Source organism: Phenylobacterium sp., from assembly GCF_004299445.1.
Taxonomy (GTDB): Bacteria; Pseudomonadota; Alphaproteobacteria; order Caulobacterales; family Caulobacteraceae; genus Phenylobacterium.
Genome location: NZ_SCTC01000039.1, coordinates 1 through 25,000 on the forward strand (window position 1 = coordinate 1; position 25,000 = coordinate 25,000).

19 protein-coding genes (1 of these 19 cut by a window edge) are annotated in these 25,000 nt (G+C 68.4%); 10 read left to right on the forward strand and 9 right to left on the reverse strand.

Annotated elements, in window-relative coordinates:
* The coding region (locus tag EPN98_RS10475; protein WP_293362641.1) for an efflux RND transporter permease subunit at nucleotides 1-2,481 on the forward strand (2,481 nt) is incomplete at its 5' end.
* A 35-nt stretch (nucleotides 2,482-2,516) separates the two neighbouring features.
* Here EPN98_RS10475 and EPN98_RS10480 read toward each other — a convergent pair.
* The 3 genes from EPN98_RS10480 to EPN98_RS10490 are packed head-to-tail and all read right to left on the reverse strand — an operon-like array spanning nucleotide 2,517 to nucleotide 6,452.
* Nucleotides 2,517-2,867, reverse strand: a complete 351-nt coding sequence (locus EPN98_RS10480; RefSeq protein WP_293362642.1) for a VOC family protein — start codon at nucleotides 2,865-2,867, stop codon at nucleotides 2,517-2,519.
* Between the two features lie 49 nt (nucleotides 2,868-2,916).
* Nucleotides 2,917-5,061 (reverse strand): methylmalonyl-CoA mutase, encoded by a 2,145-nt coding sequence (gene scpA, locus EPN98_RS10485; protein WP_293362643.1) that lies wholly within the window; start codon nucleotides 5,059-5,061, stop codon nucleotides 2,917-2,919.
* Nucleotides 5,058-6,452, reverse strand: coding sequence for a methylmalonyl-CoA mutase family protein (locus EPN98_RS10490; RefSeq protein ID WP_293362644.1), 1,395 nt, complete (start codon nucleotides 6,450-6,452; stop codon nucleotides 5,058-5,060). The genes scpA and EPN98_RS10490 overlap by 4 nt, the downstream gene beginning before the upstream one ends.
* Before the next feature lie 125 nt (nucleotides 6,453-6,577).
* Between EPN98_RS10490 and EPN98_RS10495 the strand changes: the two genes are divergently transcribed.
* The 3 genes from EPN98_RS10495 to EPN98_RS10505 all read left to right on the forward strand — a co-directional run bounded on the left by EPN98_RS10495 (nucleotide 6,578) and on the right by EPN98_RS10505 (nucleotide 9,727).
* Nucleotides 6,578-7,807, forward strand: coding sequence for a glycosyltransferase family 2 protein (locus EPN98_RS10495; RefSeq protein WP_293362645.1), 1,230 nt, complete (start codon nucleotides 6,578-6,580; stop codon nucleotides 7,805-7,807).
* Nucleotides 7,808-7,892: 85 nt separating this feature from the next.
* Nucleotides 7,893-8,897 carry a nitronate monooxygenase family protein gene (locus EPN98_RS10500; RefSeq protein ID WP_293362646.1) on the forward strand — a complete coding sequence of 335 codons (1,005 nt, stop codon included), beginning with the start codon at nucleotides 7,893-7,895 and terminating at the stop codon, nucleotides 8,895-8,897.
* A 95-nt stretch (nucleotides 8,898-8,992) separates the two neighbouring features.
* Complete coding sequence (locus tag EPN98_RS10505; protein ID WP_293362647.1) at nucleotides 8,993-9,727, forward strand: PEPxxWA-CTERM sorting domain-containing protein; 735 nt, start codon at nucleotides 8,993-8,995, stop codon at nucleotides 9,725-9,727.
* A gap of 164 nt (nucleotides 9,728-9,891) precedes the next feature.
* On the opposite strand, the gene EPN98_RS10510 is transcribed toward EPN98_RS10505, so the two are convergent.
* The 4 genes from EPN98_RS10510 to EPN98_RS10525 form a co-directional block, all read right to left on the reverse strand.
* Complete coding sequence (locus EPN98_RS10510; protein ID WP_293362648.1) at nucleotides 9,892-12,591, reverse strand: M1 family metallopeptidase; 2,700 nt, start codon at nucleotides 12,589-12,591, stop codon at nucleotides 9,892-9,894.
* 61 nt (nucleotides 12,592-12,652) lie between these two features.
* Nucleotides 12,653-14,110, reverse strand: a complete 1,458-nt coding sequence (locus EPN98_RS10515; RefSeq protein WP_293362649.1) for an MFS transporter — start codon at nucleotides 14,108-14,110, stop codon at nucleotides 12,653-12,655.
* Nucleotides 14,107-14,541 carry a MarR family transcriptional regulator gene (locus EPN98_RS10520; protein WP_293362650.1) on the reverse strand — a complete coding sequence of 145 codons (435 nt, stop codon included), beginning with the start codon at nucleotides 14,539-14,541 and terminating at the stop codon, nucleotides 14,107-14,109. The genes EPN98_RS10515 and EPN98_RS10520 overlap by 4 nt, the downstream gene beginning before the upstream one ends.
* Before the next feature lie 347 nt (nucleotides 14,542-14,888).
* Complete coding sequence (locus EPN98_RS10525; RefSeq protein ID WP_293362651.1) at nucleotides 14,889-15,653, reverse strand: PhoH family protein; 765 nt, start codon at nucleotides 15,651-15,653, stop codon at nucleotides 14,889-14,891.
* A gap of 328 nt (nucleotides 15,654-15,981) precedes the next feature.
* Here EPN98_RS10525 and EPN98_RS10530 point away from each other — a divergent pair, with 328 nt between their 5' ends.
* From EPN98_RS10530 to EPN98_RS10545, 4 genes are all read left to right on the forward strand, one after another.
* Nucleotides 15,982-16,512: a gamma carbonic anhydrase family protein gene (locus tag EPN98_RS10530; protein ID WP_293362652.1), complete on the forward strand. Its 531-nt coding sequence runs from the start codon at nucleotides 15,982-15,984 to the stop codon at nucleotides 16,510-16,512.
* A 62-nt stretch (nucleotides 16,513-16,574) separates the two neighbouring features.
* Entirely contained in the window at nucleotides 16,575-17,357 is a 783-nt protein-coding gene (locus tag EPN98_RS10535) for an enoyl-CoA hydratase-related protein (protein WP_293362653.1), read from the forward strand.
* Nucleotides 17,358-17,460: 103 nt separating this feature from the next.
* Nucleotides 17,461-18,552 carry a DUF3667 domain-containing protein gene (locus tag EPN98_RS10540; RefSeq protein ID WP_293362654.1) on the forward strand — a complete coding sequence of 364 codons (1,092 nt, stop codon included), beginning with the start codon at nucleotides 17,461-17,463 and terminating at the stop codon, nucleotides 18,550-18,552.
* Nucleotides 18,553-18,669: 117 nt separating this feature from the next.
* Nucleotides 18,670-20,322: a choline dehydrogenase gene (locus EPN98_RS10545; RefSeq protein ID WP_293362655.1), complete on the forward strand. Its 1,653-nt coding sequence runs from the start codon at nucleotides 18,670-18,672 to the stop codon at nucleotides 20,320-20,322.
* 32 nt (nucleotides 20,323-20,354) lie between these two features.
* On the opposite strand, the gene EPN98_RS10550 is transcribed toward EPN98_RS10545, so the two are convergent.
* Nucleotides 20,355-23,237 (reverse strand): M16 family metallopeptidase, encoded by a 2,883-nt coding sequence (locus EPN98_RS10550; RefSeq protein WP_293362656.1) that lies wholly within the window; start codon nucleotides 23,235-23,237, stop codon nucleotides 20,355-20,357.
* Between the two features lie 118 nt (nucleotides 23,238-23,355).
* Between EPN98_RS10550 and EPN98_RS10555 the strand changes: the two genes are divergently transcribed.
* Together EPN98_RS10555 and EPN98_RS10560 are read left to right on the forward strand one after the other, a co-directional pair.
* Complete coding sequence (locus EPN98_RS10555) at nucleotides 23,356-24,060, forward strand: rhomboid family intramembrane serine protease (protein WP_293362657.1); 705 nt, start codon at nucleotides 23,356-23,358, stop codon at nucleotides 24,058-24,060.
* Between the two features lie 98 nt (nucleotides 24,061-24,158).
* On the forward strand, nucleotides 24,159-24,587 hold the full coding sequence (locus EPN98_RS10560; RefSeq protein WP_293362658.1) for a CBS domain-containing protein: 429 nt from the start codon (nucleotides 24,159-24,161) through the stop codon (nucleotides 24,585-24,587).
* Nucleotides 24,588-24,623: 36 nt separating this feature from the next.
* Here the strand turns inward: EPN98_RS10560 and EPN98_RS10565 are convergent, their stop codons facing one another.
* A protein-coding gene (locus EPN98_RS10565; RefSeq protein ID WP_293362659.1) for an Rrf2 family transcriptional regulator crosses the window boundary here: on the reverse strand, nucleotides 24,624-25,000 show its 3' portion. 61 nt of this gene lie beyond the right edge of the window; the window shows 377 of its 438 coding nt (coding positions 62-438); its start codon lies beyond the right edge, outside the window; its stop codon occupies nucleotides 24,624-24,626.

The window sequence follows — 25,000 nt, forward strand, 5'->3', positions numbered from 1 at the left end:
GCGTTGGATACCGCGCGGCTGGCGGAACTGCGGCTACCGGCGACGGCGGTGGCGGACGCTCTGCGCGCGGCCGGCGCGGAGGCCCCAATCGGCGCGGTGCATGCCGGCGAGCGGCGCTTCAACGTCAAGACCGGCGGCGCCTTCCGCGACCTGGAGGCGGTGGCCGCCGCGCCCGTTCGCGAGGTGGGCGGCCAAGTGGTCAGGGTGCGCGACGTGGCAACGGTCGGCTGGGCGCAACAGGAGGCGAACCACCTGACGCGATTTCAGGGCAAGCGCGCCGTTTTCGTGACCGTGGCGCAGAAGGACGGCGTCGACGTGCGCCGGGTGACCGAGGGCGTCGAGGCCGAACTGGCGGCGTTCGAGAAGACCCTGCCCGGCGGGGTGAAGCTGGAGCGGGCCTTCGTCCAGGCCGACAACGTCAATCATCGGCTGCGGGCGCTCTACCGAGACTTTGGTGTGGCGCTGGGTCTGGTGCTGATCACGCTGCTGCCGCTGGGGCTGCGGGCCAGCGGGGTGGTGATGGTGTCGATCCCGCTGTCGCTGCTGATCGGGCTGGCGATGCTGCAGATGCTGGGCTTCACGGTGAACCAGCTGTCGATCGCGGGCTTCGTGCTGTCGCTGGGTCTGCTGGTCGATGACAGCATCGTGGTGACCGAGAACATCGCCCGCCACCTGCGGATGGGCATGGACCGCACCGAGGCGGCGATCACCGCCACCCGGCAGATCGCCCTGGCTGTGATCGGCTGCACCGCGACCTTGATGCTTGCCTTCCTGCCGCTGCTGGCGCTGCCGGGCGGCGCGGGGGCCTACATCCGCTCGCTGCCGATGACGGTACTGTGCACGGTGGGCGCGTCGCTGCTGGTCTCGCTGACCATCATCCCGTTCCTGGCCAGCCGCTTCCTGTCACGTCATGAGGACCCCGAGGGCAACCGGGTCCTGCAGTGGGTGAACGGCGGGATCCATCGGCTCTATACGCCTGTGCTGCACCGCGCGCTGGCGCGGCCGTGGGTCACGCTGGCCGTTCTGGGGGTGATCTGCCTGAGCACGCTGCCGATGCTGCGGGCCATCGGTTCGAGCCTGTTCCCGCCGGCCGAGACCCCGCAGTTCCTGGTGCGGATCGAGACCCCGGACGGGACCTCGCTGAGGCGCACCGACGAGGTTCTGCGGTTCGTGGAGGCGCGGCTGGCGCGCGATCCCAAGGTGGTGTGGGCGGCGGCCAATCTGGGCCGGGGCAATCCGCAGATCTTCTACAACCAGAACCAGCGCCAGACCCAGACGAGCTATGCCGAGGTGTTCGCCTCGATGAAGGCCTGGGAGCCTGGGGAGAGCCTGAGGCTGCTGGATCGGCTCCGGGCCGATTTCGACCGCTACCCCGGGGCGCGGATCAGCGTGATTACCTTCGAGAACGGCCCGCCTGTGGACAGCCCGATCGCGGTGCGAATCCGGGGCGAGAACCTGGAGGTGCTGAAGGCGCTGGCGGCGCGGGCCGAGGTGATCCTTAAGGCGACGCCGGGCGCGCGGGACGTGAACAATCCGCTGCGGCTCGACCGGACCGACCTGGACCTTGGACTGGACGAGGCCAAGGCGGCGGCCCTGGGCATACCGGCGGGCGCGGCGCGGCGGGCGGCCCGCCTGGCGCTCTCGGGCGAGGAGGCGGCGCGGTTCCGCGACCCCGACGGGGACGACTATGCGGTGCGCGTACGGCTGCCTATGGGCGAGCGCAACGAGCTCGACGCGCTCAAGCGCATCTATCTCCCGACCGCCGGGGCGGCGACCCAGCTGGCCTCGGTGGCCGAGCCGCGGTTCACCACCAGCCCGTCGCGGATCAACCGGTTCGACCGGATGCGGACCGTGACCTTGAGCAGCGAGGTGGCGACCGGCTTCCTGGCCAGCGGCGTCACCGAGGATGTCGGCGCGCGCCTGAAGCGCGACCTGCCGTTGCCGCCGGGCTATGTGCTTGAGTTCGGCGGCCAGGCCGAGGCGCAGGCGGAAAGCTTCTCCGGCCTGGGGGCGGCGATCCTGATTGCGATCTTTGGGATCCTGGCGGTGCTGGTGCTGGAGTTCGGCAAGTTCCGCACGGCCATCGTTGTCGCGGGCGTTATCCCGCTGGGGCTGTTCGGGGCGGTGGCGGCGCTGTGGCTGACCGGCAATTCGCTCTCGTTCACGGCCACCATCGGCCTGATCGCGCTGATCGGGATCGAGATCAAGAATTCGATCCTGCTGGTCGATTTCACCGAACAACTGCGCCGCCAGGGCGTGGCGACGCGCGAGGCCATCGAAAAGGCGGGCGAGGTGCGCTTCCTGCCGGTGCTGCTGACCTCGGTGACGGCGATACTGGGCCTGCTGCCGCTGGCGCTGGAGCGTTCGGGGCTCTACTCGCCCCTTGCGATCGCCATTATGGGCGGCCTGGTGACCTCGACCCTGCTGAGCCGGGTCGCCACGCCGGTGACTTACTGGCTGCTCTGCCGGGATGAGCATTGAAGCCGGGCGTGGCCAGCTTGCCGACCGGCCAGTCTCTAAGGCTCCCAGTAAACCTCGATCAGGTGGCCGTCGGGGTCGGCGCAGCGGAACCAGACGAAGTCGGGTTCCTCGGCCAGCGGGTGGCGTATCGTGACATCGGCGGCCTGCAGGCGGGCATACAAGCCACGTACCGCGTCGGCGCCCTCCAGTCGGAAGCCGAAGTGGGCCCAGGGCGGGAAGTTGTCGGGCGGGCCGGCGGCCAGCGCCAGATCCAGGCCGCCCGCGTCACGCAGGAACAGGGTCCCGTCGTCCTGGCGGACATGCGGCCGGAAGCCGAAATGGCCGGTGTAGAAGGCCGCCGCCTCGTCGACCGAGGCCACGTGCAGGTGCAGGTGGTTGAGCCGCATCTGCAAAAGCTAGCGCAGTCTGGGTCACCCACGAAGAGGGAAGCCGGGGCTACTGCGTGTAGCCCAGCTGCTCGTTAAGGCGATCCAGGACGGTGATCGCCGCCTCGGGGATGACTGTGCCGGGTGGGAAGATGGCGGCGACCCCCATGTCCTCCAGGGCCTTGTAGTCCTCGGGCGGGATGACGCCGCCCACGAACACCAGGATGTCGGGCCGGCCCAGCTTGGCGAGCTCGGCCTTCAGTTCGGGCACCAGGGTGAGGTGGCCAGCGGCCAGCGAGCTGGCGCCCACCGCGTGGACGCCGGTCTCCACGGCCTCGGCGGCGGCTTCGGCCGGGGTCTGGAACAGATCGCCGATCTCGACTTCGAAGCCCAGATCGGCGAAGCCCGAGGCAATCACCTTCTGGCCGCGGTCGTGGCCGTCCTGGCCCATCTTGGCGACCATGATCCGGGGCTTTTTGCCGTCGGCCTGCCGGAACGCCTCGGCCATCGCCTTGGCGCGTTCGCCGGCGGGCGTGGAGCCGGCCTCGCGCAGGTAGACGCCCTTCACGGCGTCGGCGTGGGCCTTGTGGCGGCCGAACACCTTTTCCAACGCGTAGCTGATCTCGCCCACGGTGGCGTGCGCGCGGGCTGCGTTGACGGACAGTTCCAGCAGGTTGGCCTTGCCGGCCGCGCCGGCGGTCAGCGCGTCGAGCGCTGCGGCCACAGCCTCGGGATCGCGCTCGCGCTTCAGGCGGTTGAGCTTCTCGACCTGGGCGTTGCGGACGGCGGTGTTGTCGACCTTCAGCACCGGGATGTCGTCGGGCACGTCGGGCTTGTAGCGGTTGACGCCGACCACGCTTTGCTGGGCGCTGTCGATGCGCGCCTGGGTGCGGGCGGCGGCTTCCTCGACCCGGCGCTTGGGCAGGCCCTCGGAGATGGCCTTGGCCATGCCGCCCAGGGCTTCCACTTCCGCGATGTGGGTCAGTGCGCGCTCGGCCAGATCAGCGGTCAGGCGCTCCACGTAGTAGCTGCCGCCCCAGGGGTCGATGACGCGGTTCTGGCCGCTCTCCATCTGCAGGAAGAGCTGGGTGTTGCGGGCGATCCGGGCCGAGAAGTCGGTGGGCAGCGCCAGCGCCTCGTCGAGCGAGTTGGTGTGCAGGCTCTGCGTCTGCCCGCCGGTGGCGCCCATGGCCTCGATCGCCGTACGCGGCACGTTGTTGAACACATCCTGCGCCGCCAGGCTCCAGCCGCTGGTCTGGGTGTGGGCGCGAAGGGCCAGCGAGCGCTGATCCTTGGGGTCGAACTCGGCCTTCATGAGCTTGGCCCACAGCAGGCGGCTGGCGCGCTGCTTGGCCACCTCCATGAACATGTTCATGCCGGCGCACCAGAAGAACGACAGGCGCGGCGCGAACTGGTCGACCGTCATGCCGGCGGCCACGCCGGCGCGGACGTATTCGATACCGTCGGCCAGGGTGTAGGCCAGCTCCAGGTCCAGCGTCGCCCCGGCTTCCTGCATGTGGTAGCCGCTGATCGAGATCGAATTGAACCGCGGCATCTCCTTCGACGTGTAGGCGAAGATGTCGGCGATGATCCGCATCGAGGGGATCGGCGGGTAGATGTAGGTGTTCCGGGTCAGGAACTCCTTCAGGATGTCGTTCTGGATCGTCCCCGAGAGCTTCTCGTGCGGGACGCCCTGTTCCTCGGCGGCCACGATGTAGAGCGCCAGGATCGGCAGGACCGCGCCGTTCATCGTCATCGACACGCTCATCTGGTCGAGCGGGATCCCGTTGAACAGGGTGCGCATGTCGAGGATCGAGTCGATCGCCACGCCCGCCATGCCGACGTCGCCGGTGACGCGGGGGTGATCGCTGTCGTAGCCGCGGTGGGTGGCCAGGTCGAAGGCGACCGACAGGCCCTTCTGACCGGCGGCCAGGTTGCGGCGATAGAAGGCGTTGGAGTCCTCGGCGGTGGAGAAGCCGGCGTACTGGCGCACCGTCCAGGGGTTGGTGGCGTACATGGTCGGATAGGGGCCGCGGACGAACGGCGCGAGGCCCGGGAAACCGCCCAGTTCGGTCATGCCCTTGATGTCGTCCGCGCTGTAGGCGGCGCGGACGTCGATGCCCTCGGGCGTGGACCAGGGCGCGGCCTGGGGTGGGGCGACCGTCAGGCCGGCGCCGTCCAGGGGCAGGGTGGCGAAGTCGGGGAACGTGCTCATGCCGCCACCTCGTGCTTTTCGGACGTCCGCACCGGCGTCAGCGCCGGGCACTTGCCGTCGGGCCCCGGCAGGCGGGCCCCGGCGGGATCGAGGGCGGCGGGCTGGCCGGGGTCGACCTCGACGGCCTGCTTGTCGGTGGGCGGATAGGCGGTGACGCCCAGGATCTTCGGATCGCCACGGGTCTCGACGGCGGCGGCGATCTCGCGGGCGATCAGGCCCTTCTCCAGGGCGGCGATGATCCCGCCCGCGGCCTCGATGGCCTGGAACTTCGCCCAGGCGGCGCGGGCCAGATGGTCGGTGAGGCTTTCGAAGTAGCCCGAGCCTGCCGCCGGATCCACGACGCGGCCGATGGCGGCCTCTTCCATAAGCACTAGCTGGGTGTTGCGGCTCTGGCGTCGCGCGAACGCGGTGGGCAGGCCGATGGCGTCGGTGAAGGCGCCCAGCACGACGGCGTCAGCGCCTCCGGCTGCCGCGCCGAAGCCGGCGGCGGTCAGGCGGATCATGTTGGTCCAGGGGTCCTGGGCCGTCAGCATGCGGCGCGAGGTGCGGGCCTCGATGCGCGCCTCGGCCCTGCCGCCGGACGCGGTGGCGATGCGGGCGAAGACGACGCGCGCGGCGCGCAGCTTGGCCAGGGTGAGGAAGTAGTCGGCGTCGGCGCTGAGGCCGAGTGTGATCCTTTCGAACGCGTCGGCGACGGGAACGCCCGCGCGGAGCAGGGCCTTGGCGTAGGCCAGGGCGGACGCGGCGGCCACGGCCACCTCCAGCGCCTCGCCGCCGCCGGCCTCGTGAGCCACGCGGCCCGACGCCAGGAATAGCTGGGCCTGCGGATAGGTCTGGATGTGACGTGCGGCCACGGTGGCGCAGCTGACGAGGTGGCTCTCGATGGGGCCCGGGCTGACGCCCGCCTCGGCGAAGGCGCTGAGGGGATCCATGTGGAAGTTGAGCTTGGCGCCCGGCGAGGACTTGGCGACCGCATGCAGGCCGTCGGCCGCCTTGGCGCCGTGGAAGCCGGCGTCGAGGCCCACCGGGGCCAGCTCGACGATGACATCCTTCAGCGCCCGGGTGAGCGCCTCAGCGGTGGCGTGGCCCCGGACGATGACCGAGGCGGCGCCGCCTTCCAGGTCGGCCAGCAGCTCGGCGTTAACGCGGGCCGGATCGGCCTGGGCCGAGAGCGTGCGCACGTCCCAGGGTCGCTCGCCGTCGAAGGGGCGCGTCGGGAAGGCCGCGGGCTGGTCGGCCGCCGCATAGAGCGGGGCGATCGGCAGGCCTTCGACGGTCGTGTTCGTCAGGCTTTCGAAGGGCTTGTCGCCCAGGGTCTTGGCGACCAGGGCGCGCCAGGCGTCCTCGCCAGCCGGCGTGATTCCAGGGTCGAGACGGGCGATGTCGGCCATGGCGCGAATTGCGCGCGCCCCGCCGCGACCGTCAAGATCACGCAGGGGGAGGAATCGGGGCGCGCGGACCGGGGTCGTTGCGCCCCTGCGTTGACGACTCGCGGCGCCTCCCGGAGGCTCCGGCAATGTCGGGATCGCCCACCACGCCGCTGCTGAGCCTGTGCCTGGCCACCTACAACCGCGCCCGCTACCTGGATCGTTACCTGACCCACCACCTGGAGGCCTTCGAGGCGGCGGGGATCGACTATGAGGTCGTGGTTTCGGACAACTGTTCCACCGACGAGACGCCGCAGATCCTGGCGCGGTACGCCGCGGCCCATCCTCAGGTGCGGGTGATCCGCCAGCCGAAGAACCTCGGGGCCCATCCCAACATCCTGACCACGCTGCGCGAGGCCCGCGGCGAGGTGGTGGTAAGCATCTCTGACGACGATCTGGCGGTCCCTGACCAGCTGATCGCCTATGCGCGCCGCCTGAAGGACGATCCGGCGCTGATGATGATCCAGGCGCCGTGGCTGCTGATGGACGAGACCAAGGACAACGCCATCACCGGCAAGTTCTACGACTTCGACGACGAAGAGCAGCGGTTCGAAACCGGCCAGTTCGGCAACTGCCTGGCCTTCGTGATCCAGAACCACGTCTTCCCGGAATGCTGGGTGGTGAGGCGATCGGCGCTACCGGCCATCGTGGGTCCCGTGCCGCGCTTCACCTACAGCTACTTCTTCATGCTGGCGCATGCGCTGTCGAACGGTGACGTCTTGTTCTCGCGTGCGCCGCACATCGTGGCCACCTCGGTCGCCAAGGGCGCCAACGTTCATGTCGGCAACACCGAGGCCATGGAGTCCTGGGACACCTATCGCGGCGGGCTCGAGCTGATGGCATCGTACGCGCGACAGTTCAATCCGGGCGCGCTGCCGGACGCGGCCGGAGTGGGCGCGGCGATCAACCTGTTCGTCTGCGAGCGGATGGCGGTGGCCGCGAGGCTGCAGGCGCACGCGAAGAACTGGTCCAACGCCTACCAGATCCTGCGCCGCCTGCTGGCTTACGAGGATCAGCCGGACGTCGGCGTCGATCACGACGACATCGCCCGGCTGGCCGCCGTCGAGACCGCCCTGGTCGAGTGCGCGCAGCGGGGGGCCGAGGAGATCGTCGTCGGCGACGCTATCCCCGACCACGTGCTGGAGCGGATGAACCCGATCCCCGGCGCGGTGTTCGTCCGCAAGGACAAGCTTGGCTCACACCACGTCAAGCGGGCCTACTGCGGCGTCGGCGAGCCCGACCCGTCGCTGCAGGTGGACTTCAGCTGTGACATCGTCCCCGCCATGGACCGCTTCCCGACCTTTCCGCGGCTGGCCTGACGGCGCGGTAAAGCCGGGCCTCTTGCGCTGCGGCACGTCTGAACTTACAATGTAAATATAAACAGATTCCGAGGATCCGCACGCTATGGCTCTGCCGCCCGTTCTCCGCGACCGTCTCCGTCTGCCGCTGATCGCCAGCCCGCTGTTCATCATCTCGGTGCCCGAGCTGGTGATCGCCCAGTGCAAGGCGGGGATCGTGGGCTCGTTCCCGGCGCTGAACGCGCGGCCGGCCTCGCTGCTGCACGAGTGGCTGCACCAGATCACGGAAGAGCTGGCCATCTGGGACCGCGACCACCCGGACACGCCCTCGGCGCCCTTCGCGGTGAACCACATCGTCCACAAGACCAACGACCGGCTCGAGCATGACGTCGAGGCCTCCAGCAAGTGGAAGGCGCCGATCGTCATCACCTCGCTGGGCGCGCGGGAAGATGTGAACCAGGCGGTTCACGCCTCGGGCGGAATCGTCCTGCATGACGTCATCACCGACCGGTTCGCTCGCAAGGCCATCGAAAAGGGCGCGGACGGCCTGATCCCTGTGGCGGCTGGCGCGGGCGGCCATGCCGGCACGCTCTCGCCCTTCGCCCTGGTCCAAAGCCTGCGCGAATGGTTCGACGGCCCGATCGCGCTGTCGGGCGCCATCGCCACCGGCCATGCGATCCTCGGCGCCCAGGCCATGGGCGCTGACCTTGCGTACGCCGGCTCGGTGTTCATCGCCACGAAGGAGGCCGCCGCCGTCCAGGGCTACAAGGACATGATCGTCGCCAGCACCGGGGAGGACATCGTCTACACGAACCTCTTCACCGGCGTGCACGGCAACTACCTCGCCCCCTCGGTCATCGCTGCGGGCCTCGACCCCAACGACCTGCCCAAGTCGGACCCGTCTGCCATGAACTTCGGGTCGGGCGGCAACCAGAAGTCCAAGGCTTGGCGCGACATCTGGGGCTGCGGCCAGGGCATCGGCGCGGTCAAGGAGGTGCCCAGCGTGGCCGACCTCGTGGCGCGCCTCGCGGACGAATACGAGCAGGCCAAGGCCGAACTGGCTCTGAAGACGTCATTCACCGCCGGCAAGGCGCTGCTGGCGGCGGAATAGCCAGGTCGGGACAGCGTTCGCCTTTGCGGCGAACGCTGGTGTGTGAGTTCGCAATTGGTCTAGGGTGCCCTCCTTGGGCTTAGGAGGAGTGCGCCATGCGCCGTGATCTGGCCTGCCTTTTGTCCGCTTTGACTCTGTCCCTTACGCCGGCGCTCGCGCACGGCGCCGTGGTGCTGGGCTTCGAGCGGATCAACGCGGCTTATCCCACCACAAGCTACGCCCAGATTCTCGGCTACTACGGGGGCGGGACCAGCAGCCAGGCGACCTCAGGGCCGAACTTCGGGATCACCTTCGCCGCGAACGCGGTGGCGGTGTGCCTGAACGGGCCGGGTGGAAGCTGCTCGAATGCGTCGCGCAACGGAACGGCCCCTACCTCGGACGAGGGCGCCCTGGGTATCGACAGCGGTACGTCCACCTACCTCGACTTCGCCAGCGCCTACACGGGCGCGATCGCCTTCCGCTATCAGGTGCAGGCAGGGTTCGTGGCCACCATCACCGCCTACAGCGGCCTGGGCGGCACGGGCGCGGCGCTGGGCAGCGGCACGCTGGCGCTGTTCAACACCGGTCCGCCATGCCCGACCTACAACGCCACGCTGTGCAACATGGGGCCGGGCGGCCTGGGCTTCGTGACGGGCGCGCAGTCGATCGTATTCGCGGGCACGCCTGGCAAGTTCGTGTTCGACGATCTTACCTTCGGGGCCGGCAACGACCCCCTGGCGCCGCCAGCCGTTCCCGAGCCTTCGACCTGGGCGCTGCTGGTGGGCGGGTTCGTGCTGGCCGGCTCGGCGCTGCGGTCACGGCGGCTCCCCGGAAGGACGGTCCAGAGCTGACCTCAGAGTTCGGGCCGATGCGGATGGCCCGTTCAGACGTGGACATCTCAAGAACCGCGGTGGTGTAGCGCGGCGACGAGCAGGCGCGGGCCGGCGCACATGCGATCACGGCGCGGCCGGCGCCGGGGACGCCGAAGGCGAGGACATGTACATTCTCTGCGAAATCAATGTGAGCTCGGTCTTCCCCAAGCCCGATTAGGCGTCACCGGTGTTGGCCGCGACGCTGCGCGGACGACTGGCTTAGCAGCCGGAGGGCGGCTCGCCACTGTGGCCAGCCAGCGGTCCATCTCAGGTACTCGTTTGGCGATGACTCCGACCCGGTAGCGGACGGCGCCCTCGGCCTTCTTCACCTCGCCCCGGGCCGAAGCGGGAACGGTGGCGGCCAGCTTCTCCAGCTTCTGAAGCGTGGCCGGGTCGCGCGAGCCCTGCGCGAGGTCGGCGTAGTAGGAGGTGCGGCTGGTGGGTTCGAGCAACGCGTCGACCTTCTCCCGATTGGCGATGGCGAAGTCGTAAGCCTTCTCGGGGAACGCGCCCGCCACCGAGGCGATGATGTCGGGCGCTTCAGAGGGCGTGACCTCGCTCGAGAGGGCGAGCTTCAGCGCGCGATCGGCCAAGGCCGGGTCTTGGCTGGCGCCCAGGTAACTGAGCAGCCGCCCGCGGTCGGTGATGTCGTTGCTCGCCTTGGCCTGGGCGTAGATCGCCTCCCAAGCGGTGGCGTCGGCGCTGGCGGCGACGATGTCGAGCACGGTGCGGCGACCGGCGCCGGTCAGGCTGGCGGGGTCTGCGAAGCGACGCCGCGCCTCGGCCACGACGGCAGGGTCGCCAAACTGGCCCAGGGCCACCAGCACGGCGCGGCGGGCGCCGGCCACGTTGTCGGCTTCACCGCCCTTCGGGTCCCAGCCCAGGCGCTGGGCGATCGGCGCGAGTCGAGAGCGCGCAAAGGCGCGGAAGACGGCCTGGTTCGGGCGGTCGCCGTACAGCCAGTCCAGCGCGGCCAGTTGGCCGGCCAGGGTGGTGACCACGATCGGATCGGCGTCGGCGGGCGCGTTCCTGGCCAGCGCCAGGAAATCGCTCATGGGCGCCGCGCCCGCCTCGCCGAGCGCGCGGCTATCGTAGAGCAGGCCCAACTGGTCGGCGGCGGGCAGGGCGGCGAAACGAGGCGCCAGCTTGGCCCACAGCCCGGGCGAATAGGCGGTGCGGCTGTAGCTGGTCTGGCCCGAATTCACGACCGCCGGGGCGGCCACGGGAGCTATCGCTGGGGCGGATGCGCTGACCACGCCTTCCCAGATCCTGCCGTCGCGTCCCGTCACCTTGACCGGCGTCCGCCAGGCCTGCGGGGCCTTCTGGCTGTCGTCGGCGGCGAAGCGGCCCTGAGTGAGCGCGATTCCGCCGCCGGCAGCTTCGTTGGCCTTGATGAGGGGGACGCCGGGCTGCAGCAGGAAATCGTGGGCCATGTCGGCCACGGCCTTTCCCGGCGCGGCCTCGTCCAGCGCCTTCCACAGGTCGTCACTGGCGGCGTTCTGGTAGGCGTGCTTGGCGATATAGCGGCGCACGCCGGCGCGGAAGGCCTCCTCGCCCACATAGGTTTCCAGCATCCGCACCACCGCCTGGCCCTTGTTGTAGGTGATGCTGTCGAACGCGTTGGCGGCGGCGAAGACGTCGGGGACTTCGGCGATAACCGGGTGCGTGCCGGCCCGGCTGTCGAGGCGCATGGCGCTCTGCTGGCCCGCCTGGGTCAGCAGCCAGACGTTCCATTCGGGATGGAAGTGGTCGGTGGCCTTGTTCTCCATCCACGAGGCGAAGGACTCGTTCAGCCAGAGATCGTCCCACCAGCCCATGGTGACCAGGTTGCCGAACCACTGGTGGGCCACCTCGTGGGCGACGGTGATGAAGACGTTCTGCTTGTCGGCCTCGGTTGAGAGCTTGGGATCCAGCAGGAGCGCATAGTCGAAGTAGAAAATAGCGCCCCAGTTCTCCATCGCTGCGAAGAACTGGCTGCGGCCTGGACCGGCCACCAGGTCCAGCTTGGGCAGCGGATAGGGCGTGCCGAACCAGTCGTTGTAGTAGGGCAGGAGCTTCACGGTGGCATCGAGGGCGTACCTAGCTTTCTCGGTGTCGCCGCGGCGAACCACCACCCCCACGTCCACGCCGGCCACCGTCTGCGACACGCGCTCAAAATCGCCGAGCGCCATGAACAGCAGGTAGCTGCTCATCTTCGGGCTGTCCGCGAAGTAGACGGTGGTGAGGCCGCCGGGAGGCGTGACCGCTTCCTCGACCGGCATGTTTGAGACCGACATCTGACCTTCGGGCGTCTCGACGGCGAGCGAGAAGATGGCCTTCACGCCGGGCTCGTCCCACATGGGCGCAAAGCGGCGGGCGTCGGAGTTCTCGAACTGGGTGAAGAGCGCGCGCTTCTTCGCGCCGGCGGCGTCTTCGTAGTCGAGGGCGAACAGGCCCGAGGCCTGCTGGTAGATCTTGCCCGCGTAGTCGATCGAGAGCCGGTGCTCGCCGGGCGTCAGGGTCTTGCCGAAGTCGAAGCTGGCGGTCTGCTGCTCGTCGTCGAGGGTGATCGTCGGCGCGCCGTCGACGCCCGAAAGGGTGACCTTGCCGAAGATGAGGTCAGCGGCGTTGAGCACGATTTTGGAGGTCGCCTTCACCACCGTGAGATCGATGTCCACGTGCCCCGTGAACGTCAGCGCGGCGGCATCCGGCGTGACGCGGATCGCATAGCGGTCGGGCCGGACGTCGGTCGGCAGCACGACGCGTTGGGTCGCCTCGGGGCGAACGGGCGCGCTGGATGCGGCGGCCAGGGCCGGGGTGGCTGTCGCGAGAATGGCAGCGGCGACAGCGGCAAGAAATTTCATGTAACACGGCTCTGGCAGCAGAAAATCGAGGCTGCAGCATAATCGGCGCGTGAGCCGTTTCCTAGGCGGGCTTCCGACCGTTCATCTCATCCCCCGCATCCGCAGGCAGACGCCAGAACCACAGCATGGAGATCATCGTGAAGGCGCCGGCGATGGCGAAGGCGGGTCCGACCACATTTGCCGTGAGGCGGGTCTCGCCCTGCAGGGTCATCAGCAGGTGCAGAAGGCTGGCCGACAGGCCGATGCCGATGGACTGCACCAGCTGCTGCACCATCGACGACGTGGTGGCCGCGCGGCTCATCTCGTCGGATTCGATCTCGGCGTAGGCCAGGCCGTTCAGCGACGAGAATTGCAGCGAGCGGAAGAAGCCGCTGATCCCGAGGACGACCATGATTACCCAGTGCGGCCAGTCGGGTCGGAACAGCGAGATCACCGCGAAGCCCGCGCCCACGATCACGGCGTTGACCAGCAGCACGGTGCGGAATCCAAACCGGCGCAGAATAGGCGGGGCGGTGGTCTTCATGGCCAGGGCGCCGACCGCTGAAACGAACGTCATCGTGCCGGCTGCGAATGCGCTCATCCCGAACGCCACTTGCAACAGCATCGCCAGCAGGAAGGGGTTCGCGCCCATGGCCGTGCGCATGAAGCCGCCGCCGATGGTCGCCGCCGCGAAGGTCTTCTTGCGGAAGATCGAGAGGTCGACGACGGCATGCGGCGTACGCTTGGCGTGCCAGCCGTAGCCGGCCAGCGCCAGGGCCCCCACCGCGAACAGGCCGCCCACGGCCCAGGGCGGCAGCGCGTCGCGGCCGATGTTCTCGAAGCCGAAGATCAGGGCCGCCAAGCCCAGCCCGGTCAGCAGGATGCCGGGTGTGTCGATGCGCGGGACCGCCTGTTCCTTCACATCGGGCACGAAGGCGCGGACCAGGAAGAAGCCGGCCACCGCAATGGGCAGGTTGATCAGGAAGATCCAGGGCCAGTCGGCGAAGGTGACGATGGCGCCCCCCAGAACGGGGCCAATCACCGGGCCGAGCAGCGCCGGCATGGTGACCACCGACATTGCGCCCACCAGTTCTGACTTGGGCGTCGTGCGCAGCAGAACCAGGCGGCCAACCGGCATCAGCGTGGCCCCGGCCGCGCCCTGGATAAAGCGCGCGGCGATCATCGCCTCCAGGCTGCCGGCGAAGGCGCAGGCGAGGGAGCCTGAGGCATAGAGCACGATCGAGGCCAGGAAGACTCGCTTGGCCCCGAACCGGTCGGCCAGCCACCCCGACAGCGGCAGGAAAATCGCCGCCGACAGCATGTAGACTGTGATGGCGACCGACAGCCGCACCGGCTCGACGCCGAAGCTCTTGGCCATGGCCGGCAGCGCATTGGTGATCACCGTGGCGTTCAGCGTCTGCATCAGCAGGGCCGAGCCGATGATGGCCGGGACGACCCAGCCGCGGGTGATCGCGCCATTGTCCTTGGGGGCGGCGGCCTCGGGCGGGCCGGCCTCGATGGTCTCGTCGGACGGACTCATGCGTCGATCAGTCGGAGGAGGGCGGGGGCGGCGGCCTCCAGGGTCTCGCGGTCGGCGGCCGAGAGGCGTGACAGCCGGGCGGCCAGCCAGTCGTTGCGCTCGCGGCGGATGATCTCGAGCTTGCGGGTCCCCGCCGTCGTGATCGCCAGGCCCGAGCGGCGCCCGTCGTCGGCGTGGTCGCTCCGGGCCACGAGGCCGGCGGCCTCAAGACGCTTCACGTGTGCGCTCATGGTGGGGCGCGAGGTGCGCTCGGCCTCGGCGAGGCCGCTGACACCGATGCCGGGGTGCTTGCGGATATGGCCCAGCAGCATGGCGTCCTGCGCCGACAGCCCGGCCTTCTGCGCCTCCTGACGCAGGCGGCGCGAAAGACGCAGCACGGCGGGACGCAGCGCTTCGGCCAGGGCGATGATGTCGGCGGGCGTGTCGGGCATAGGCGCCAAACTAGTTAGGTTGACGAACTATCTATTGAGCGAGAGCCGAGTCCGCAAGATAGGGTTGATGTGCGTCGAGCCGCAGAAGCCTATTTCAAGGAGCAGGCCCGATGATCGCCGTCTCCTGCGGGGTGCCGGAGTTCGCCCGTGGCCTGGTTCGCGACCTGCGGGTGCGCTGGGCGCTGGAGGAGGCGGGGCTGTCTCGTCATCCCTGGGCTTGTCCCGGGGACCTCAAAACGCAGGCGTTGAGGTCTGATCCGCAGCGGCGCCGCCGCGATCCCTGCGGAACCGGCGGCGCTTCTGGGTGGCCGGCACAAGGCCGGCCATGACGTTCAGACGCTGGGGCTCTAGAGGACGCCCAGCATCTCGGCCACCAGCGGGTGGCGGACGATGTCGCGGTCGGCCAAGCGCACGACGGCGATGTTGCCGACGTCTTCCAGCTTGGCCGCTACGGGGCCCAGGCCCGAAAACTCGGGCAGCAGGTCCGACTGGTCGGGGTCGCCCGTCACGACCATGGTCGAGTGCCAACCCAGCCGGGTGAGCAGCATCTTGAGTTGGGTGTAGGTGCAGTTCTGGGCCTCGTCGATCACGACGAAGGCGTTGTTCAGCGTGCGGCCGCGCATGAAGCCGACCGGCGCGATCTCGATGGCGCCTTCCTGCATCAGCGCCCGAACCCGCTTCATCGAGAGGCGGTCCGAAAGCGCGTCGTAGAGCGGGCGCAGGTAGGGCGCGAGCTTGTCTTCGGCGTCGCCGGGCAGGAAGCCGATGCTCTCGCCAGCTTCGACCGCGGGGCGCGACAGCACGATGCGGCCGACGCGGCCCGCTTCCAGCGCCTCAACGGCCTTGGCGATGGCCAGATAGGTCTTGCCGGTTCCGGCGGGGCCCAGCGCCAGGACCAGGTTCTTGGCGTCGATGGCGTCGATCAGTTGCTGCTGGCCGGGCGACTTGGCCTTGATCGTCTTGAGGTAGGCCTGTTCACGGTCGTCATTGTGGTGCTGTAGCGGTGACCAACCCCTGTCGACCGGCAACCGGCGAATCTTATCGTCCCCCGCAAATTGACCGGCGTCGAACGCGCCTTCGCGCACTTGTCGCTTCAGAGCCCGCTTGCTCATAAGGCCTCCTCAGGGGGCAAGAAAAAAGGGCGTCCCGTGTGGGAGCGCCCTTCGAATGCTTGGGTGAGAACGATGCGGCGGCGGCGTGCGAGACGTCCCAAGAAAGAGGACTTGGGCGGTCCTTCGCCATCTGCAGATCCGGGTGAAATAACCCGATGGAACAACAGGCCCGGCGCCATCCACTCCGTCCAGCGCGAGAACACGGAGGCGAAACCTCCGCGGCGGCCTTCGAGAGGCTTTCGCCTGCTCGAATCGCCCGACTAGAATGAGGGTAGCGTCCTTTACGAGTCGTTAAAGGTCCGATCGTTGAAAGAAGAGGGGTAGGGAATTGGCTGTCTACAACTTGGGCAATGTGACACCTGAGCTACCAAACGATGACGAATACTGGATTGCGCCGACCGCAGCGGTTATGGGCCGAGTGATTCTGAAGAAGAATGCGTCGGTTTGGTGGGGCGCGACGCTCCGCGGCGACAACGACCCGATCATCGTTGGAGAGGGGTCCAACATCCAGGACGGCAGCGTCTGTCACACCGACACGGGTTCGCCGCTGACCATCGGCGCGAACGTGACTGTGGGCCACATGGTGATGCTCCACGGCTGCACGATCGGCGACAATACGTTGGTGGGCATCGGCTCGGTGATCCTGAACGGCGCGGTGATCGGGAAGAACTGCCTGATCGGCGCCAACTGCCTGATCACCGAGGGCAAGGAGATTCCGGACAATTCGCTGGTCATGGGCGCGCCCGGCAAGGTGGTGCGCGAGCTGTCGCCGGAGCAGGCGGCGCGGATGGCGATGGGCTCAGCCCACTATGTCGAGAACTGGAAGCGATATCGGCTCGAGCTCACGCAGGTCGCTTGACGGACGTCGCGGCGCCCCCTGAGGTTCGACCTAAAGACGGGAAATCTTCTCGGGAGGACGCCATGGCCTACGAATTCATCAAAGTCGACCGGGAAGGGCCGGTCACGGTCATCACGCTGAACCGGCCGGACGTCATGAACGCCATGCACTCGCCGGCGCACTTCGAGATGGACGACGCGCTGAACGCCTTCGCGGCCGATCCTGACCAGTGGGTGGGCATCGTGACGGGGGCGGGCGACCGGGCGTTCTCGGCCGGGAACGACCTCAAGCACCAGGCCACTGGCGGGGTTATGAAGAGCCCCCCGTCGGGGTTCGCGGGCCTGACCTCTCGGTTCGACCTGACGAAGCCGCTGATCGCGGCGGTGAACGGCGTGGCCATGGGCGGCGGGTTCGAGATCGCGCTGGCCTGCGACATCATCCTGGCTTCGGAGAATGCGGTGTTTGCGCTGCCCGAGCCGCGGGTGGGCCTGGCGGCGCTGGCCGGCGGCCTGCACCGGCTGCCCCGCGCCATCGGGACCAAGCGGGCCATGGGCATGATCCTGACCGCGCGCCGGGTTTCGGCAGCCGAAGGCAAGGAACTGGGCTTCGTCCATGACGTGACCGCGCCGCAGGACCTGATGGATGCCGCCCGCGCTCTCGCCAAGTCGATCTGCGAGCTGGGTCCGATGTCGATCCGCGCCTCGAAGGAAGCGGTCTACAAGGGCCTCGACGAGCCCAGCCTGGAGGCCGCGCTCAGGGGGCAGAACAAGTATCCCGCGATCGCTGCGCTCTACGCCTCGGAGGACTTCAAGGAGGGCCCGCTGGCGTTTGCCCAGAAGCGCGCGCCGCAATGGAAGGGGCGCTAGCGACAACGGTGCCAGACCGACGGAGCGGCTTGTTATCGGCCGCCAATATTGCTGCCCCCGGCCAATCCCGTCACATTCCGCCGGCGGGTGACGGGGGCTTTGCATGGTGGATCTTGAGGCGGTCGGCGGCGCCGCGACGGGCGGGCTGATCGGCTCGACGCTCGAGAAGCCGGCCGGCAAGGCCGGCGAGCCTCACAATGCCTGCGCCGACTGCGGGACCGAGACCATCGGCCGCTTCTGCCACAACTGCGGCAACGCCAGCCACGTGCACCGCACCCTGCTGCACCTGGGCGAGGAGCTGCTGCACGGGGTGATGCACTTCGACAGCCGCACCTGGCGCACGCTGCCCCGGCTGGTTTTCCGGCCCGGGCAGCTGACCCGCGACTGGTGCCTGGGCAAGCGAACCCGCTACGTCTCACCGTTGGCGATGTTCCTGTTCACTGTCTTCGTCATGTTCATGGCGCTGAGCTACGCGCCGGCGCCCGAGGGCGGGGAGCTTGGCGAGCAGGCGGCGGCCGCGGTCGACCTGGCGCGACGCAATAGCGAGCTGGCCAACGCCAAGGTCGCGCTCGAAAACGCACCGCCGGAGAACGAGGCCGCGGCCCAAGCCGCTGTCAGGGTTGCAGAACAGAACGTCGCCGTCGCGAGCAAGCGTGTCGGCAAGGACAATGGCGTGCCGGTCAGCCAGATCGGCGACGAGATCCGCACCGAGATCAAGGCCGACCTGAAGAAAGAGTCTGGCGCCCTGGGCTTTTCGACAGGCTCGAAGAAGCTGGACGAGAAGATCAAGCACAAGCTCGATAATCCCGAGCTGGCGATCTACAAGCTGCAGCAGACCTTCTACAAATTCTCGTTCCTGCTGATCCCTATATCGATTCCTTTCGTGGCGCTGCTCTTCGTCTGGAAGCGCGGCTTCACGCTCTACGACCACGGGGTGTTCGTCCTCTACTCGCTCACCTTCATGTCGCTGCTGATCATGGTGGTGGCGGCGCTGGGGCGGGTCGGGGGCGCGATCGGCGGCCTGGCGTTCGCGGCGGCGACGATCATCGTGCCCATGCACATGTACTACCAACTGCAGGGCGCCTACGGCCTGCGGTGGTTCTCGACCCTTTGGCGCACCTGGTTCCTGCTGGTCTTTTCGTTCATCGCGCTCACGTTCTTCCTGCTCGCAATCCTCTGGCTGGGTATGGCCTGACGACCACTGACCTGACGGAAGGTGACGCGGGCGTCATTTTTGTTGGATGGCGGCCTTGTTTCGGTGGGCCGGCTTTGTCAGGTTGCGCGGAACTGAACGACGTTTAGGGAGGCCGGGGTGGCCGATCGCTACGACTACATCATCATCGGCGCGGGTTCCGCGGGCTGCGTGCTGGCCAACCGCCTGACCGAAGACGGGACCACGAAGGTCCTGCTGCTGGAGGCCGGCGGCAAGGACAAGTCCTTGATGGTGACGATGCCGGCGGGCGTGGGCGGCCTGATCAGCAAGCAGGGGCCGTTCAACTGGGGCTTCTGGACCGAGGAAGAGCCAAACCTCGACAACCGCAAACTCTGGTGGCCCCGCGGCAAGGGCTGGGGCGGGTCGTCCTCGATCAACGGCATGATCTACATTCGCGGCCACGCGCGCGACTACGATCAGTGGCGTCAGATGGGCCTGGGCGGCTGGGGCTATGCGGACGTGTTGCCCTACTTCAAGCGCTCGGAAAGCCTGCAGGGCGGGGGGGACGCCTGGCACGGCGGCGACGGCCCGCTTCACGTCTCCAAGGCCGCCTCGCCCAATCCGATCTATCGCGCCGCCATCGAAGCGGGCGCCCAGGCGGGCCACCCGCTGACCAAGGATTTCAACGGTTATCAGCAGGAGGGCTGGGGCCCCTATCAGCTCACCATCCATAAGGGTGAGCGTTGGAGTGCGGCGCGGGCCTATCTCTACCCCGCGCTGAACCGTTCCAATCTGACCTGCCTGACCGGCGCCCGGACCACCAGGATCGTGGTCGAGGGCGGCAAGGCGGTGGGCGTCGAGATCGTCACCGAGGCGGGGCCGCAGACGGTCTATGCCGACGCCGAGGTGATCCTGTCGGCGGGCGCGGTGCAGTCGCCGCATATCCTGCAGTTGTCGGGCATCGGGCGCGGGGAAGAGCTTGCGAAGCACGGCGTCAAATCGGTCCACGAGCTGCCGGGCGTGGGCGAGAACCTCCAGGATCACCTGGACGTCTGCATGTCGTGGGAATGCCCCAAGCCGATCACGATCTATTCGATGCGCAAGGGCATCAAGACGCTGGCGATCGGGCTGGAGTACCTGTTCCAGCGCAAGGGCCTGGGCGCCCAGAACATGCTGGAATCCGGCGCATTCCTACGCTCGCGCCCCGACCTCGACCGGCCCGACCTGCAGGTCCACACCGTGCTCGCAATCATGCAGGACCACGGCAAGGTAGCGGTCCAGAAGGACGGTTTCACCTTCCACGTCTGCCAGCTGCGGCCGGAGTCCCGCGGCAGGGTGGGTCTGCGCAGTTCCGACCCGTTGGCCGATCCGGCGATCTTCGCCAACTACCTTTCGGCGGAAGAAGACCGTCGCGCCATGCGCGAGGGCGTGCGGATGATGCGCGAAGTGGCGGCCCAGGCCGCGCTCAAGCCCTATATCAAGGACGAGTACTCGCCGGGGTCCGGCGTGCAGTCGGACGCCGATATCGACGCGTGGATCCGTCGCTCAGCCGAGACAATCTATCACCCCGTCGGCACCTGCCGGATGGGCGCGGCGGGCGATGCGATGGCGGTGGTCGACGCCGACTGCCGCGTGCAAGGCCTGAGCGGCCTGCGGGTCGTCGATGCGTCGGTCATGCCGACTCTGGTGGGCGGCAACACCAACGCGCCCACAATCATGATCGCAGAGAAGATCTCGGACGCGATCCGGGGCAAGGCGTTCCTCCCCGCGGATGACGCGCCGGTTTATGGGGATGGTCGGGCGGCGGCGTGACCAAACCCCTCCCTTTTGGGGAGGGGTATCCTCTAGGGGGCGGCAGCACCGCCCGCGGCCGGTGTCACGACGACCTTGTACGCCGCCTCGGGCTTGAGCCATTGCTCGGCCGCGCGTTTCACGTCCGCGGCCGTGACCCTTTCCGTGCCCGGGATGATCTCGCGGATCAGGTCCAGGCGGCGCGGGTCGAACTGGGCGCCGGACAGTTCGCTCACCCAGTAGCCATTGGTCACGCGTGCGCGCAGCAGTGACTCGATCCGAGGCTTCTTGGCCCGCTCGAGCTCATCGGCCTCGACCTCGCGGGTCCGCAGGTCAGCGGCGATCTTCAGGGCGTCGTCAAAGAAGCCTGCGAGTTTCTCGGGCGGCGCCTCGACGTTCGCGGCGATATAGCCCCAGCCGGTCCACACCAGGCTGTGCTGCGAGTTGACGTCGGGCGAGTAGGTGACGCCCTGCGCCTCGCGGAGTTCGTCGGTGATCCGGAGCTTCATGATCTCGCGCAGTACGGCGGTATCACGCGCCCGTTGCGGGTTGGTCCAGTAGTCGGTGGTGGCCCAGGCGATGTAGCCGATGGCCTGGTCGGCGCGACCCTTGTGGGTGAGCGTCACCGGCGCCGGCGCGCCCTTGGGGAAGGCCACCGCGCGCTGCGCAGCCGGTACGGGCCGCGGCTCGGCGCGAGGGGGCAGGGCGGCGAAGGTGGAGGCGGTGGCCGCGATCGCCTGATCGACGGTGACGTCGCCCACGATCACCACCTCAATGGGGCCCTTGCTCAGATCGGGCGTCACCGCCGCCTGGACGTCCGAGATCTTGCCGGCGGCGATCTGCTCGCGTGAGGGGAAGGTCCAGCGTCGGTCGCCGGAGTGGATAAGGCCGGGCAGGTCGCGCGACAGGACTCCGCTGTTCGTGGACTCGTACTGGTCGTGGATGGTCTTGCCGGCGGCCTGGATGCGCGCGAAGGCCGCGTCGCGCCATGCCGGCTCGGAGATGTAGGCCGCGAGCACCTGCATCTGCGTGGGCAGGTCGCCGGTGCGGGTGCTGCCCGAAAGTACAAATGCATCGTCGTTGAAGTTGAAACGGCCGCCGTACACCTTGGAGGCCAGCACGCGCTCCATCTCCTCGACGTCGATCTTCTTCAGACCGCCTTCGATCAGGGCGCTGGAGGCCCAGAACGGGCTCTGACGGTCTCGGGGCAGATTGAGCATGCCGGCCCCGACATTGGCCCGGACAACCACCTCGTCGTCGCGGAAGCTGGTGGGTTTCACGGTGAGGCGAACCCCGTTGGCGAAGCGTACGAGGGTGAGTCCCAGGTCGGCGACCTCGCGACGCTCGACGACCTTGCCGAGCGGACCGAAGCTCTCGTAGGGCCACGTCAGGGCCTGTTGCCGGGCGGGCGGCGCAACCGCCACCTTCTGCGACCCCGTCAGCGCCGCGAGCACGGCCGCCTCACCGCCCTCGATGGGGGTGGGCGAGGCCATGAACACCAGCGGGCCCTGGCCGCGGAAGGTGGACTTGATCACCGCATTGACGGTCTCGGACTTCAGGCCCGCGACTGCGCGCTCGAACATGGCCAGGTCGTCGGCCGGGGAGGTGACGACGGTGTGGTCGGACAGGGATTCGAGCACTTCGGCCGCGAGGTCTGCGGGTCGGCGGGTGGCGGCGCCGGCCACGGCGGCCTTCAGGTTGGCGCGGATTTCCTCGATCTCGCGGTCGAGCTCGCCCTGCTGGACGCCGTACTGGGTCAGGCGACGCTGTTCCTGTTCCGCGGCGGCCAGGGCTTCGCGCCAGCGGCCGGCCTCGGCGTTGACGCCGACGGAGACCACCTCGACCGCGTCGTCCTGTTCGAACTTGCCGGCGCCGGCGCCCAGGAAGGGTGGATTCGCGCCGCGCGACAGGGCCGAGTAGCGTCGGTTCAGCACCGACAGTCCCAGGTTCTCGATCAGGTCACGACGGCGCTTCGCCTCGGTGTCCAGCGACAGGTCTGGCGGGCTCAGCCACACCACTTGCAGGGTTTGCGTAACGCCGGGGTCGACGATCAGCCTGGCTTCCGGGCCCCGCGGCGCCACCGGGCCCTGGTCAGGTTCGGGCCTCGCGGGCGCCTTGGCGGTCCAGGACCCGAACGCGGCCTTGATCTTGGCTTCCATGGCGTCGACGTCGAAGTCGCCCACGGCCACGAACACCGCCCGCTCGGGTCGATACCAAGTATTATAGTAGTCGACGATCTCGCTGGCCGGTGCGGTGCGCAGCACCTCGACCTTGCCGATGGGCAGGCGGATGGGCAGACGCTGGCCCTTCATCTGGAAGTTCATCCGCGCGACCAGCACCCGGTAGCCGGGAGTGTCGCGCGCGCGCTCCTCGGACAGCACGATGCCGCGCTCGCGGTCGACGGCGGCGGGATCGATGGTGAGATTGAATGCGGCTTCACGCAGCAGCTTCAGCGACGTGTCGACCGTCTCTGCGTCGGTGCGGGGCAGGTCCAGCTTGTATGTGGTCTCGGAGAAGCCGGTCGAAGCGTTGGTGTCGGCGCCGAACGCCAGGCCCAGGCGTTCGAGGATCTTCACCATCTCGCCTTCCTTGACCTCCTTCGACCCATTGAAGGCCATGTGCTCCAGGAAGTGGGCCAGGCCCTGCTGGGCGTCGGTCTCCATCAGCGAGCCGGTCGCGAACCACAGGCGGAGGGCGGCCTGGCCAGCGGGCACCGTCTGGCGGCGGATCGCATAGCGCATGCCGTTGGGCAGGGCGCCGAACCGATAGGCTGCGTCGGCCTTCAGGTCGGAGCGGGCCTGGGGCCATTCTCCGGGCGCTAGCCTTACAGCGGCCTGCGCCGGCGCGGCGGCGGGCGCCTGGGCCGTTGCGGGCTGGGCGAAGGAGAGGGCGATCGCGGCGGCGAGGGCGGGGCGCAGGCCCCAGAGACGGGTCATCAAGAGAACGCGGTTCCTAGAACTCGAGCCGCGCAACATCGCGAAGCACTGCGGCATGGGCAAGGCGCGAAAGCGCCACGCTCGCCTATGCCTGCGAGACACCTTACATATCGTTCCGATGAACGTCGTTTACTTCGAAGCCCCAGCGCCGGGCGGATCGCGATCACCCCAGCCGGACGAGCCGGGATACCGGCCTCCCTCGGAGCCGATCGTCAACGCGCCCTGGCCGGTTGTGACGCTCACGGTGTCGATCGTCGCCTTCTTCATGGCGCAGAAGGCCTTTCCATTTGCGACCGACGTGCTGGCGTTTTCGCCGGTGCGCCTGCTCGACGGCCACTATGTCGGTCTGATCAGCTCACAGTTCCTGCACGGCAGCTGGAGCCATGCGCTGATGAACGCGGCCTTCGTACTGGCGTTTGGCGCGCCGGTCGGACGCTACCTGGGCCCAAGAGCCAGCGGGGTGGCGTCGTTCTTTCTCTTCTACCTGACGTGCGGGGTGCTGGCCTGCCTGGGCTTCGCCGCCTTCCACTGGGGGCAAGACGCCGCCATGGTCGGCGCTTCCGGCGCGGCTTCGGGCCTGATGGGCGCGGCGGCGCGTCTGATCGGCGGGCAGGGACGTCCCGGCAAGCTGTTGTCGCAGGCCGTGACCGGCATGGGCGGAGCGTGGATCCTGATCAATGTGATCATGGCCTTCACGGGCGGCGCGCTGATCCCCGGCGCCGGAGAGGCCGGTGTCGCGTGGGAGGCGCACTTGGCCGGCTTCCTAGCAGGCGTGCTGCTGATCGGCCCGTTCGGCTGGCTGGCCGGGCAACGCGAAGCTTAGACCTCAGCCTGGTCACGCGCGCGTGACGCGCAGGAGCATTGTATCGAAACCGAAACTGCGCGAACCTCGTTACTCAAGGAACGGGAACAGGAGGCCCCATGCTGGTCTCGCAGATTCTACGAACCAAGGGAGACTCGGTCTTCACGATCGGGCCGTCCGAGTCGGTCGGGGCGGTCGCGGGTCTTCTCCACTCCAGGGGCGTTGGCGCCCTTGTGGTGCTCGAGAACGAGCGTGTGGCGGGAATCGTGTCCGAACGCGACATCGTCCGGGCGATCGCGGCACACGGCACCGGGGTGCTTTCCCGACCGGTATCCGACTTCATGACCGCCAACGTGCACTTCGCCGAGCCGGGGGAGACGATCGACTCACTGCTTTCGCGCATGACCGACAGGCGGATCCGACATCTCCCGGTCTGCAAGAACGACCGCCTCGTGGGCATCGTCTCGATCGGCGACTTGGTGAAGTGGAAGATCTCCGAGGTGGAAGCCGAAGCCGACGGCCTCAAGGCGTACATCGCCGCGAGTTAGGCGGCCTTCGCTGAAGCGTGAATGCCGCCGAAGGGCTCAGGAGGCCATGATGGCGGCAGGGGCGGGCTTCGCCGCATCCGCCAGGCTATAGCGCTCCAGCACATCGGCCGTGGCGTCACGGGCGCGCAGCAGCGCTTCGCGAAGGGTGCAGGTGTCGAGGTCTGAGCAGTCGGCGCACTTGCGAAAGCCGAGTCGCGGCGAAACGCAGGGCGCGAGGGCCAGAGGCCCGTCGATGATCCGGATGACTTCCGCAAAGCTGATCGCGCCAGCGTCGCGCGCGAGCGTGTAGCCTCCAAACTTTCCGCGGCGACTCACGACGATCTGGTTGCGCGACAGCTCGAGGAGAATCGCTTCGAGGAACTTGCGGGGCGCTTCTGCCCGAGTCGCCAGTTCGCCGGCGCTGAGCTGAGCCC